This is a genomic window from Streptomyces sp. NRRL S-87 (assembly GCF_000719335.1).
Classification (GTDB): domain Bacteria; phylum Actinomycetota; class Actinomycetes; order Streptomycetales; family Streptomycetaceae; genus Streptomyces.
Genome location: NZ_JOGB01000032.1, coordinates 56150 through 68656 on the forward strand (window position 1 = coordinate 56150; position 12507 = coordinate 68656).

Annotated in this window: 11 protein-coding genes; 7 read left to right on the forward strand and 4 right to left on the reverse strand. The window is 74.6% G+C overall.

Going from position 1 to position 12507, the window contains the following annotated elements; translation table 11 throughout:
• Positions 1 to 28 precede the first annotated feature (28 nt).
• The gene (locus IF43_RS0121280) at positions 29 to 1657 is read left to right on the forward strand and encodes a hypothetical protein (RefSeq protein ID WP_030202962.1); all 1629 of its coding nucleotides are present in this window, start codon (positions 29 to 31) and stop codon (positions 1655 to 1657) included.
• Positions 1658 to 2244: 587 nt separating this feature from the next.
• Here the strand turns inward: IF43_RS0121280 and IF43_RS0121285 are convergent.
• Positions 2245 to 2568 carry a chorismate mutase gene (locus tag IF43_RS0121285; protein WP_030202965.1) on the reverse strand — a complete coding sequence of 108 codons (324 nt, stop codon included), beginning with the start codon at positions 2566 to 2568 and terminating at the stop codon, positions 2245 to 2247.
• A gap of 336 nt (positions 2569 to 2904) precedes the next feature.
• Between IF43_RS0121285 and guaA the strand changes: the two genes are divergently transcribed.
• The 4 genes from guaA (at position 2905) to IF43_RS0121305 (ending at position 7459) form a co-directional block, all read left to right on the forward strand.
• The gene (guaA, locus tag IF43_RS0121290; protein ID WP_030202966.1) at positions 2905 to 4485 is read left to right on the forward strand and encodes a glutamine-hydrolyzing GMP synthase; all 1581 of its coding nucleotides are present in this window, start codon (positions 2905 to 2907) and stop codon (positions 4483 to 4485) included.
• A 150-nt stretch (positions 4486 to 4635) separates the two neighbouring features.
• Positions 4636 to 5451, forward strand: coding sequence for a class II aldolase/adducin family protein (locus IF43_RS0121295; RefSeq protein WP_051795776.1), 816 nt, complete (start codon positions 4636 to 4638; stop codon positions 5449 to 5451).
• A gap of 80 nt (positions 5452 to 5531) precedes the next feature.
• Entirely contained in the window at positions 5532 to 6800 is a 1269-nt protein-coding gene (locus tag IF43_RS0121300; protein WP_030202976.1) for a hypothetical protein, read from the forward strand.
• Between the two features lie 134 nt (positions 6801 to 6934).
• On the forward strand, positions 6935 to 7459 hold the full coding sequence (locus IF43_RS0121305) for a TQO small subunit DoxD (protein WP_030202977.1): 525 nt from the start codon (positions 6935 to 6937) through the stop codon (positions 7457 to 7459).
• A 19-nt stretch (positions 7460 to 7478) separates the two neighbouring features.
• Here the strand turns inward: IF43_RS0121305 and IF43_RS0121310 are convergent, their stop codons facing one another.
• Both IF43_RS0121310 and IF43_RS0121315 read right to left on the reverse strand, forming a co-directional pair.
• A complete protein-coding gene (locus IF43_RS0121310) occupies positions 7479 to 7703 on the reverse strand; it encodes a hypothetical protein (RefSeq protein ID WP_030202978.1) in 225 nt (74 codons plus the stop codon).
• On the reverse strand, positions 7693 to 9078 hold the full coding sequence (locus tag IF43_RS0121315; RefSeq protein ID WP_030202979.1) for a PspC domain-containing protein: 1386 nt from the start codon (positions 9076 to 9078) through the stop codon (positions 7693 to 7695). Before IF43_RS0121315 ends, IF43_RS0121310 begins: the two co-directional genes overlap by 11 nt.
• A 143-nt stretch (positions 9079 to 9221) precedes the next feature.
• On the opposite strand from IF43_RS0121315, the gene IF43_RS0121320 reads away from it, so the two are divergent.
• Complete coding sequence (locus IF43_RS0121320; RefSeq protein ID WP_030202985.1) at positions 9222 to 10511, forward strand: ATP-binding protein; 1290 nt, start codon at positions 9222 to 9224, stop codon at positions 10509 to 10511.
• Complete coding sequence (locus IF43_RS0121325; protein WP_267884797.1) at positions 10508 to 11263, forward strand: response regulator transcription factor; 756 nt, start codon at positions 10508 to 10510, stop codon at positions 11261 to 11263. Before IF43_RS0121320 ends, IF43_RS0121325 begins: the two co-directional genes overlap by 4 nt.
• A 133-nt stretch (positions 11264 to 11396) precedes the next feature.
• Here the strand turns inward: IF43_RS0121325 and IF43_RS0121330 are convergent, their stop codons facing one another.
• The gene (locus IF43_RS0121330; RefSeq protein WP_030203001.1) at positions 11397 to 12491 is read right to left on the reverse strand and encodes a C40 family peptidase; all 1095 of its coding nucleotides are present in this window, start codon (positions 12489 to 12491) and stop codon (positions 11397 to 11399) included.
• Between the last annotated feature and the right edge of the window lie 16 nt (positions 12492 to 12507).

Sequence of the window (12507 nt, forward strand, 5' to 3'; positions counted from 1 at the left end):
CGTTCGGCTTTCGCAAGTCGAAGCGGACATGAGACGAATCTCCCTGCTGGCCGCGGCGGGCCTGATGGCCCTTGGGCTGACCACCCCCGCACACGCCGCCGGTCCCGACTACGCCGTGAGCGGCCCCACCGAGGTCGGCCTGAACCCGTACCCGGCGAAGGGCAGCCCGAAGAAGACCACCGTCGACATCGGGATCACCAATCCCACGTCGAGGGACTTCCACGGCACGTACACGCTCACGCTGGACCTGGCCGGGCTGAAGGGAGTCGCCGACGTCGCGCTCGGCGAGGTCGGCGACGACTGCGAGCGCACCGCGGACACGCTGGTCTGCGAGGGCTCGTCCCTCTGGGCCGGCGGGCGGACCGTCGTACAGCTGCGGCTGACCGCCGCCAAGGGGGCGGAGGACGGCGCGCACGGCACGGTCGCGGTCACCGGCAAGGCCGCGGGCATCCGCATCAGCCCGCGCACCACCACGGTCACGGTCGGCGGCCCCGACCTGGTCATGCAGCGCCTGCACCTGAAGAACCGCATGGAGGTCGGCGACCGGCAGGCCACCCCGATCTCCTTCGTGAACAAGGGCACCCGCCCCGCCGACGGCGTGGTGCTGGAGCTCCTGCACACCCGGGGCCTGGAGTTCGTCGAGAAGTACGACAACTGCACGTTCCACCCGAACGGCCCGCAGCAGCGCGGCTGGGGCACCACCGTGTGCACCTTCGAGGGCTCCTTCGAGCCCAAGTACGTCTACGAGCTCGACGCGCCGCTGCACCTGAAGGCCACCCAGCGGGCCTGGTACGACTCGTTCATCTACCGGATCAAGGAGACGGGCGCGGCCTCCACCGCCCTGAACGACTCCAAGGCGGGCCCGAAGTCCGGGGTCAGGATCGGTGCGAAGCGGGTCCTCGCGCAGCCGTACTCGTCGGACCTGAATCCCTGGGACAACCAGCAGGAGTTCGACTTCCAGACCACCAACACCGCCGACTTCGCCGCCACCCCGCTCGCGTTCGACGGCACGGCGGGCGAGACGGTGAAGGCCCGCTTCGGGTTCCGCAACCAGGGCCCGGCCTGGATCGGCAACATCCGCTCCGGCGAGCCCGTCGCCACCGTCGACGTCCGCGTCCCGGCCGGCGCCTCGGTCACCCGCAAGCCCAAGGCCTGCGCCGCGCTCAGCGCCGACGGCACGCCGCGCGAGCGGCAGCTGGGCGCCCCGCGCTACCGCTGCCAGAGCGGGTACGCCGTGCTCGACGGCGCGACCGTCACCTTCCCGTTCGAGCTGCGGGTCGACCGGGTCGTCCCCGACGCCAAGGGTTCCGTCGCGGTCGGCACCTGGGCCCCCGACGGCCGCCTGGGCCGGCTCGCCTTCGACCCCAAGCACGCCAACGACACCGCCGCCCTGGTCCTGAACCCCACCCGGGTGCCGACGCAGCCGACCCCGGGGGCCACGGCGTCGCCCACCACGGGCGCCACGCCGGCCGCCACCCCCTCGGCCACCGGCGGCGCGACCCCGTCCGCCACGGCCCCGACGACCGCCGGGCCCGGCGGCAACCTGGCCTCCACCGGCAGCTCCGCCGCGCTCCTCGCGGGGGCCGCGGCGATCGCCCTCGTCGGCGGCACCGGCCTCTTCCTGGCGACCCGCCGCAGGACGGGCCGGCACACCTGACGCGCGGGCGCGCCCGGACCGGGGGGTACGGGCGCGCCGGCGCTGAGGGGGGGGCGCTGCCCGTGCGCACGGGGGGGGTGCGGGCGTGAGAAGGGCCCCGCGGACTGCTGTCCGCGGGGCCCTCCCCATGTCGTCCGGCGTCAGGGCAGCGCCGGAACCGCTCCGCGGCGCCGGGGGGACGCGCCGCGTGGCCAGTGAATGCATCGTGCTCGACGGGCCGCCGACCCGCAACCATTTCGGCCAAGGTGACCGTTTCCGGCCAGATGGGTCCCGGGGTGGGTCCCGGACACGGGTCCCGGGGTGGGTCCCGGGAGGATCGGACCGGCCGGCCCCGGGCGTCCCCGGGGCCGGCCGTCCTTTGGGGTGACCGGGCTGCTGTCCCCTGCCGACCGGTCACGCGCTGGGGCGAGGTCCCACGACGTACGCTCCACGGGCCGTACGTCTCATCGCTCCAGCGGAGCCACGCGTGGTGTGTGCGGGCCCGCGCCTGGCTGGCGCGGACTATCCACACCAACGAAGCCCCACGGGGCCGGTCACGGTCCGGACGGGTGACAAACGCACGCCCGCACGGCGGTCGCCGGCAGCGGTCAGACCCGGCCGCGGCACAGCTCCAGCAGCGTCATCGCCAGCGCGGTGCCGGGCTTGCCGAGGGCCTCGTTGTAGTGCGCGAGGACCTCCATCTCGCGCGAGAGGTTCACGCGGCGCCCGCCCGAGGTGATCCGGGCGTCCTGGATCACGGCCGAGACGGCCATCCGTTCCTGGATCAGGCCGATGATCCGGTCGTCGAGGGCGTCGATCCGCTCGCGGGCGCCGCCGATCAGCTCGGCCGCGTCGGCGGTGCGGGCACCGGTGGTCTCGGCGGCGGTCCCGGCGGTGCGGGCGGCGGGCGCGGTGGCGGCGGTGGTGGTCACGGGCTTCTCCTGTCGGTGGTGGCCGACGACCCGTACGACGACAGAGCGCCCCGGGCCTGTCGGCCGGGGGCGCTCTGGGTGGTCTGTTCAGTGGCTCGGAGCGAGCATCACGAGGACCCATGGCGACCGGACCGACCGGTGCCATAGGTAAAGAGGAAGCTCAGCTGCTTGCGCACGGCACGGAATCTAGCCGTCCCGCGGGCCCATCACCAACCGGGTTCGGATGGTGAGACAGGACCGGCCGGGGCCCGGGTTCGGATGGTGAGACGAAGACGGGCGTGCGAGCGCCGTTAGAATCGACAAAACAACACCCTCTTTCCCGCCGGAAGGCCCGCCGTGCCAGAAGCACCCTCCGCCGCCCCGGACGTCGTCCTCGTTGTCGACTTCGGCGCGCAGTACGCCCAGCTCATCGCCCGCCGCGTCCGTGAGGCCCGGGTCTACAGCGAGATCGTGCCGAGCACGATGCCCGTGGCCGAGATGCTGGCCAAGAACCCCAAGGCGATCATCCTCTCCGGCGGCCCGTCCTCCGTGTACGAGGAGGGTGCCCCCACGATCGACCGCGCCCTGTTCGAGGCCGGCGTCCCCGTCTTCGGCATGTGCTACGGCTTCCAGCTGATGGCCACCACCCTGGGCGGCACGGTCGACAACACCGGTGCGCGCGAGTACGGCCGTACCCCGCTGACCGTCACCAGGACCGGCTCCACCCTCTTCGAGGGCACCCCCGAGCACCAGTCGGTGTGGATGTCGCACGGCGACGCCTGCTCCGCCGCTCCCGAGGGCTTCACCGTGACCGCCTCCACCAACGTGGTGCCGGTCGCCGCCTTCGAGAACGACGAGAAGAAGCTGTACGGCGTGCAGTACCACCCCGAGGTGATGCACTCCACGCACGGCCAGCAGATCCTCGAGCACTTCCTCTACCGGGGCGCGGGCCTGAAGCCCGACTGGACCACCGGCAACGTCATCGAGGAGCAGATCGCCGCCATCCGCGCGCAGGTCGGCGACAAGCGCGCCATCTGCGGCCTGTCCGGCGGCGTGGACTCCGCCGTGGCCGCGGCCCTCGTGCAGAAGGCCATCGGTGACCAGCTGACCTGCGTGTACGTCGACCACGGCCTGATGCGCAAGGGCGAGACCGAGCAGGTCGAGAAGGACTTCGTCGCCGCGACCGGCGTCAAGCTGAAGGTCGTCGACGCCCAGGAGCGCTTCCTGACCGCCCTCGCCGGGGTCTCCGACCCCGAGGAGAAGCGGAAGATCATCGGTCGCGAGTTCATCCGCGTCTTCGAGCAGGCCCAGGCCGAGATCATCGCCGAGGCCCCCGACGACCAGCCCGTCGAGTTCCTGGTCCAGGGCACGCTGTACCCGGACATCGTCGAGTCCGGCGGCGGCACCGGCACCGCGAACATCAAGTCGCACCACAACGTCGGCGGCCTGCCCGAGGACCTGGAGTTCAAGCTCGTCGAGCCGCTGCGCCAGCTGTTCAAGGACGAGGTCCGCATGGTCGGCCAGGACCTCGGCCTCCCCGAGGAGATCGTCCAGCGCCAGCCCTTCCCGGGCCCGGGCCTGGGCATCCGCATCGTCGGCGAGGTCACCAAGGAGCGCCTGGACCTGCTGCGCGAGGCCGACGCCATCGCCCGCCACGAGCTGACCGCGGCCGGCCTGGACCGCGAGATCTGGCAGTGCCCGGTCGTGCTGCTCGCCGACGTCCGCAGCGTGGGCGTGCAGGGCGACGGCCGCACCTACGGCCACCCGATCGTGCTGCGCCCGGTCTCCTCCGAGGACGCCATGACGGCCGACTGGACCCGCATGCCGTACGAGGTGCTGGCCCGCATCTCGACCCGGATCACCAACGAGGTGCCGGACGTGAACCGCGTGGTCCTGGACTGCACCAGCAAGCCGCCGGGCACCATCGAGTGGGAGTAGTCCCTCCCGTACGCCGCCGAGGCCGTCGTCCGCCCCTTTCCGGGAGCGGGCGGCGGCCTCGCCGTTTCCGCGGCCGCCCGCCTCTGGCCCCTTGCGCGGGGCGCGGGTACGGTGCGCCGCGACCCGAGCCGTACGTGAGGAGCGCCGACGATGTCCGAGCAGCCCCAGCCCGTGCCCGCGGAGCACCTCCGGTTCGCGATGCCGCCGCGGCACGGGACGCCGGCCGAGGAGCGGGCGCACCGGAAGGAGCGGCTGGCCGGGGCGCTGCGGCTGTTCGCCGCCCTCGGGTACGAGGACGGGGTCTCGGGTCACGTCACCGCCCGCGACCCGGAGTTCCCCGACTGCTACTGGGTCAACCCCTTCGGCCGGGCACTGGCCGGGATCGGGCCCGAGGACCTGGTCCTGGCCGACGGCGACGGGCGCGTCCTGCAGGGCGACCAGCACGTCAACCAGGCCGCCTTGGAAGTGCACGCGGCCGTCCACCGGGCCCGCCCCGACGTGGTGGCCGTGGCACACGCCCACTCCGACCACGGCCGGGCCTTCGCCGCCCTCGGCGAGCTGCTCGACCCCATCACCCAGGAGGCCTGCGCCTTCTACCAGGACCACGCCCTGCTGGACCGCTACACCGGGCCGGCCGCCGGGACCGGCGACGCCCGCCTGATCGCGGCGGCCCTCGGCCCCCACAAGGCGCTCGTCCTGCGCAACCACGGGCTGCTGACCGTCGGGGACTCGGTCGACGCGGCCGCGTGGTGGTTCGTCTCCCTCGACCGCTCGTGCGGGATCCAGCTGGCCGCGCGGGCCGCCGGGAAGCCCGTACCGATCGACCACAAGAGCGCCGTCCTGACCCGGGAGCAGCTGGGAACGGACCTGGTCGCGTGGATCAGCTTCCAGCCGCTGTGGCAGCGCGTCGCCGGGGAACCGGGGCCGGCGGGGTCAACATCACGTACGGGAACTCACCCCCTCTGACGTCGGCGGCGGCCGGGAGCACTGCCGGGGTGGTGCACAATTCGCTGGCACTGCACGGTAGTTAGAGAGGCGGCACGTACGTGGCTGTCCAAGAGATCATCCACCGGAGTACCCACGGCGGCGGCTGCACCTGCGACGACTGCCCGCACGGTGCCCGCGAGGGCCACCGCAGGGCCGTCGCCGCCTTCGTCGAGCGCCGCGACGAGTACGCCGCCGGCCAGGGGCTGCCGGCCGCCGTCGCCCGCTCGGCCGGGGCCTCGCGCCAGTGGGTGTCCGACGAGCTCACGCAGGCCGCCCGGACGGTCGCCGACCGCGGCCGGGAGGCCGGTCACTCCTGGCTGTACCTGCTGTCCCGGCGCGCCGTACTGGCCGTCTGGATCGCGGCCGGCGTGCTGCTCGTCGTGCAGGTCGGCACCGCCCTGGGTACCGGCTGGTCCGCCGCGCGCACCGCCGGGCTGCTGGCCGCGGTGCTGCTGGCGGGGCTCCTGACGGTGGCAGCCCGCGCGCAGACCCTGCGCGGCGGCCTGCTGGCGCCGCTGGTGGGCGAGGACAACCGGCTCTCGACCTCGAAGGCCGTGCCGTGCGCATGGCTGCTGCTGGCGGCCTTCGCGGCGCTGCTGCCCGCGCTGCGGCTGGCCGCGAACCCGCCGGGGCAGGAGCGCGAGGGCCTGTACGCCGGGCTGGAGCTGGACCGGGCGCTGCCCCTGCTGACCGTGCTCGCGATCACCTCCGCGGTGGCGGTGGTGGTGCGGCGCGTGGTGGCCGTACGGATCCTGGGCCAGCGGCTGCAGAAGCTGCCGGCCGACCGGCCGCGCGGCGCGGACCTGCTCACCGACGACGCGGGGCGGGGCAGCTTCCCCGACGCGCAGTACGTGCTGGTCTCGACCGTCACCCTCGCCTTCGCGGCGGTGGCGCTGGCCCGCTTCCCCGACCGGCTGCCACACCTGCCGTGGTCGCTCGCGGTGCTGACCGGGCTCTCGGCGGCGGTCTACCTGGCCGCGAAGTACGCCGAGGGGACCCGGCCGCTGGTCCTGTCGGTCGTGCGGGCCCGGGAGCCGGGAGACCTCGACGCGGCGATCCGCACCGGGGACGACATCGAGATCCGCGGCGTGGGCTTCGTACCGCCCGGGGCGCAGACGCCCGAGATGCTGGCCCGGCTGGTGGTGCGGATCGGGACGGTGCACGTCCACGTGCCCCTGGTGCCGGTCGCCGGCGGCTTCTCCAACCCGTCCGACCAGGTCCTCACCGTCCCGGTGCCGGCGGACGTCGAGCCCGGCCGGGTGGAGGTCCAGGTCGTCACGGCCGCGGGCGTGGAGTCCAACCGCTGCTCCATCGACGTGGCGGACTGACCCGCGGCGCCGGGGCGCGGTGCCCCGACCCGCCCGTCCGGCGGCGTCCTTCGGTCCACGGGGCGCGGCCTGGCCGTCGACGGGTCGCGTCCCAGCCGTCGACGGGACGGGGCCGAGCAGGTAGACATGGGGGCGTGACCGGATTCGCTCGCTCCGACCTCGCCGCGCTGCGCGCGCGGGCCACCCGCCACGCGCTGCTCCCGCTGCGCGTGTTCCTGGGCGTGACGTTCGTCTACGCCGGGCTGGACAAGCTGACCGACCCGGCGTTCCTCAAGGACTCCGGTACCGGCTCCATCGGGGAGCTGATGCACGCCGTGCGCGACAGTTCCGCGATCCCCGCGCTGGTGGACCTCGCCCTGAAGGGGCCCGTCACCTTCGCGGTCCTCCTCGCGGTCGGGGAGATCCTCGTCGGCCTCGGCACGCTGGTCGGGCTCTTCGGCCGCGTCGCGGCCACCGGCGGGGCCCTGATCTCGCTGAGCCTGTGGCTGACCGTCAGCTGGCAGACCACGCCGTACTACTACGGCAACGACCTGGTCTACCTGATCTCCTGGCTGCCCCTCGTCCTCGCCGGGGCCCCCACCTTCTCCCTCGATGCCCTCCTCGCCACCCGCCGCCGCGACGCCCTGCCGTCGCACCGCGGGCGGGACCTCGTGTCCTAGCTCTCGTCCGGCCCGGTCGTCAGCCCCGGTCCCGGTTGCCGGTCGGCTCGGCGCGGTCGCCGCGCCGGACGATGTAGGCGACCGTGCCGGCCAGTGCGGCCAGGGCGAGGCCGCCGGCCACAAGGGGGAGGAGGACCCACACGGAGACGGCGAGGCGGTCGCGGGCGTCGAGGGCGAAGAGCACCCCGGCCACCAGCTGCACCACGCCGGCGATCAGCCGGCCCGGCTGGAACTCATGACGCACGGGTCACCTCCACCTGTCCCACTCCCGCCTTCAGCCGCAGTTCCAGGGTGCCGCCGGACGCGGCCCCCGGGGCCGGCCGGAGGGTCACCCGCTCGTCGTTGTCCGTCCGCACCCGGATGTCGTCCGGCTTGTCGCCGGGCAGCTGGATGTCGCCGACACCCAGGTCGATGCGGGTCTCGGCGGTGACCCCGGACGGGAGGACCACCTTGAGCCGGCCCGCGTCGATCTCCGCGTCGACGGGCAGGGTCCTCCCCTTCGGCACGTCGACCCGGCTCAGGTCGAGCGTCGCCTCGCCGGTGGACGCCTCGTACCGGGGCTGGACCTCGGAGAGTGTGGCCGGGCGCCACTCGGTGCGCACCCAGTCCGTGCCGATGTCGCGCGGCAGGACGGCCGCCCCCGCCAGCAGGCCCGCGGTAACCACGGCCAGCAGCACCGAGCCGAAGCCCGTCCGGCCCCGGAAGGCGCTGACCGCGATGCCCGCCCCGAACACCGCCAGCGCGCAGGCCAGGCCGGTCTGCAGCGCCGTGCCCAGCGGACTGCCCCGCCAGCTCAGGCCGGTGCCCAGGGCGGCCGCCACGAGGGCGAGCAGGAAGACCCGGCCGCCGATCCCGCGCGGGCGGGCCGCCGGGGCCGGCTTCTTCGTGTCCCCGGCCGGCCACGTGCCGTACGCCGGATCCGGGACGCCGACGGTCCGGGCCGCGCCGGCCGCGCCGTCCGTACCGTCCGCGTCCTCCGCCGGGCCCCACAGGTACGGCGCCCCCACCGGACCGGTCGTCCCGTCCTTGACCAGCGGGTCGCGCCACCAGGAGCTGACCCCGGGCACCGGCGGGGCCTGGGTCTCGGGCGGGGCCTCCGCGCGGACGTGCGCCCCCAGGGCCGCCTCCACGCGGGTCTCCGGGGGCTCCGCGCGCCGCCTCTGCGACCAGTACGCGGCCGCGCCGAGGCCGAACACGACCAGGACCGAGAAGGCCGCCATCACTCCGTTGTCGATCATCACGAGGAACAGGGCGCAGCCCGCGAGCGCCGCCAGCACCGCGGCCAGCGTCGCGCCCTCGATGCGGCCCGTCAGCAGCTTGCGGGCCTCGTTCTCCTCCTCGTCCTCCATGGGCAGCAGCAGCCAGGCGAAGCCGTAGAAGATCAGGCCCACGCCGCCGGTGACCGCGAGCACGCCGAGCACGATCCGGAAGACGACGGGGTCGATGTCGAAGTGGCGGCCCAGGCCGCCGCACACGCCCGCCAGCACGTGCTGGCGCCGGCTGCGGCGCAGCGGCGGCCGCTCGGCGGGGGTGCCCGGGCCCGCGGTCGGGTCCGCGGTCGGGCCGGTCCTCGGGCCCGCGGCCGGATCCGCGGTCGGGGAGTCGGAAGGCTCGGTCATGGCATCCATGGTGACGGCCCCGCAGGCCCCGGAACATCAGGCCCGACCCTGGCACAACCCTGAGATCCATCCGGCAATCCCCCGGAAGAACTGGGGGTATGCCCTGATGCCGGGCCCGCGGCGGGCGTGTGACCATCGTTGGCATGCCAGTAGCAGCGCCGCGCCCCGTGCCGCACGTGCCCGAGCCCGACGAGCAACCGCTGCGCAAGCTGTACCGGAGCGCCGAGGGGCGGATGCTGGGCGGCGTCGCGCGGGGACTCGCCGGGCACCTCGGGCTGCCGGTGATCTGGGTGCGGGTGGCGTTCCTCGCGCTGTGCATGTTCGGCGACGGCCTGGGCGTGCTGCTGTACGCCGCGTTCTGGGTGTTCGTACCGCTGGGCGTGGGCGGGACGGCCGCGGACCGGTCGCTCTTCGAGACGCTGCCCGACGGCAGCCGCAGGCTCCGCAAGCCCGAGCGCGGCCAGGTCCTGGCGCTGATCGCGCTGTGCGTCGGCGCCGGCATCTTCATCTCCAAGGTGCGGCTCGGCGACGCGTCGGGGCGGTACGTGTGGCCCGCGCTGCTGGTGGCCGCGGGCGTGGTGCTGGTGTGGCGCCAGGCGGACAACGCCCGCAGGGCGCACTGGACCGACGTCTCGCGCCGGCACAGCCGGCTGCTGCCCGTCGCCCGGGCGCTGGCCGGCGTGGCCATGGTCGGCGTGGGCCTGACCGTCTTCATCGTCGTCCGCGGCTCGGCGGCCCAGCTCGGCAACGTCATGACCGCCGCGCTCGCCGTCCTGGTCGGCATCGCGCTGCTGGCCGGGCCGTGGCTGATCCGCATGACCCAGGACCTGTCCGAGGAGCGGCTCATGCGCATCCGCGCACAGGAGCGCGCGGAGGTCGCCGCCCATGTCCACGACTCCGTGCTCCACACCCTCACCCTGATCCAGCGCAACGCGGAGGACGTGGGCGAGGTGCGCCGGCTGGCCCGGGCCCAGGAACGGGAGCTGCGCAACTGGTTGTACAAGCCGGAGGGCCGCGGCAAGGACGAGGCCGACGAGCCCGACACCCTCGCCGAGTCCGTGAAGAAGGCCGCCGCGGAGGTCGAGGACCTGCACGGGGTGCCGATCGAGGTCGTGGTCGTCGGCGACTGCCCGCTGGACGACAGGCTGGGCGCCCAGGTACAGGCGGCGCGCGAGGCGATGGTCAACGCGGCGAAGTACGGTGGCGAGGGCGGGCCGGTGCAGGTCTACGCCGAGGTCGAGAGCGGCAGCGTGTTCGTGTCCGTGCGGGACCGGGGTCCGGGCTTCGACCTGGACGCGGTACCCGACGACCGGATGGGCGTAAGAGAATCGATCGTCGGCCGCATGCAGCGCAACGGCGGGACCGCGCGGCTGCGGTCCGCGCCCGACGGGGGCACGGAAGTCGAGCTGGAGATGGAGAGGGCGCCGCAATGACCGGGGAGCAGGGCATGACCGGGGACCAGGGGACGACCGCGGGGCAGGGCACGGGCACGGGCGGAGAGGGTGCGCCGGGTACGGCCGCCGGCCGCCGGGTGCGGGTGGTGCTGGTCGACGACCACCGGATGTTCCGGGCCGGGGTCCAGGCCGAGATCGGCGAGACCGCGCGCACGGGCGTGGAGGTCGTCGGGGAGGCGGCGGACGTCGACCAGGCCGTCACCGTCATCACCGCCACCCGCCCCGAGGTGGTCCTGCTGGACGTGCACCTGCCCGGCGGCGGCGGCGTCGAGGTGCTGCGCCGGTGCGCCCCGCTGATGACCTCCGCCGACCAGCCGGTGCGCTTCCTCGCGCTGTCGGTCTCCGACGCGGCCGAGGACGTCATCGGCGTCATCCGCGGCGGGGCCCGCGGGTACGTCACGAAGACGATCACCGGCACCGACCTGGTCGCCTCGATCTTCCGGGTCCAGGAGGGGGACGCGGTGTTCTCGCCGCGGCTGGCGGGCTTCGTGCTCGACGCCTTCGCCTCCACCGACGCGCCGCCGGTGGACGAGGACCTGGACCGGCTCACGCAGCGCGAGCGCGAGGTGCTGCGGCTGATCGCGCGCGGGTACGCGTACAAGGAGATCGCCAAGCAGCTCTTCATCTCGGTGAAGACGGTGGAGTCGCACGTCTCCGCGGTGCTGCGCAAGCTCCAGCTCTCCAACCGGCACGAGCTGACCCGCTGGGCGACCGCGCGCCGCCTCGTCTGACCGTCGCGCCGTCCGCCCGGTGGCCGGCTCCCGAAGCCGGCTCCTGAGGCCGGTTCCGGCGGGCGGTTCCGGTGGGCGGTGGTCGGCCACGGGACCCCGACGGCGGCCGGCCACGGCACCCCGACGGCGGCCGTCAGGACGGCCGGGAGGCGCCCGCGAAGGGCATCTGGTCGATCGGGGCGATCCGCACCGGGGCCCCCGGGTGCGGGGCGTGGATCATCCGGCCGCCGCCGATGTACAGCCCGACGTGGCTGATGCCGGAGTAGAAGAACACCAGGTCTCCGGGGGCCAGCTGGGAGCGGGAGACCCGGTGGCCGGCGTTGATCTGCGTGTACGTCGTGCGCGGCAGGGAGACCCCCGCGGAGCGCCACGCGGCCTGGGTCAGCCCCGAGCAGTCGAAGGACCCCGGCCCGGTCGCGCCCCACACGTACGGCTTGCCGATCGCCCCGTAGGCGAAGGCCACCGCCTGAGCGGCCCGCGGGTCGGGGGCCTGGACGCGGCCGCTCGGGGGCGCCGTGCGCTCCGTACCGCCGCCGCCGCGGCTCGCGCGGTCCGTGCGGCCGCCGCCGCTGCCGACGTCGGTCCCGGGGCCGTCGGCGGCCTCGATCCGGGCCCGTTCCTCGGCGGTGAGCCTGGCCAGCAGCCGCCGCGCCGCGGCGAGCTTGCCCTCGACCACGGCCTTGTTCCGGGACAGCCGGGTCTGGTCGGCGCGCAGGCCCTCCAGGACCTCGTCCGCCTTCGCGCGCAGCGCCCGCACCTCGTCGAGCTGCCGCTGCACGGAGGCGATCGCGACCGCTCCGCGGTCGCCGGCCCGCTCCAGGAACGCGGCCCGCTCCAGGTACTCCTCCGGGTCGTCCGACAGCGCCAGCTGCGCGGCCGGGCCGAGGCTGCCGCTGCGGTACTGCGAGGCGGCCAGGGAGCCCAGGGCGTTGCGCGCGGTGTTGAGCCGCGCGGTCCTGCGGGCGGCCTCGTCGCGCAGCGCGTTCAGGGTGCGCTGGGCCCGGTCCGTCTTCTCCTTCGCCCCGTTGTACCGCTCGGTGGCCTCCTCGGCCTCCACGTAGAGCCGGTCCACCTCGGCCTTGACCTGGGTCGGGGTGAGGCGGGGATCGGCCTGCGAGGTGCCGTCGAAGGCGGTGGCGGTGGCAGCGCCCGCCAGGGCGAGCGTGGCGGCGGTCCGTACGGTGCCGCCGGCGAGCGGGCGCTGCCTGGGCTTTCGATGACTGGCCACGAGAGCACTCACGTCC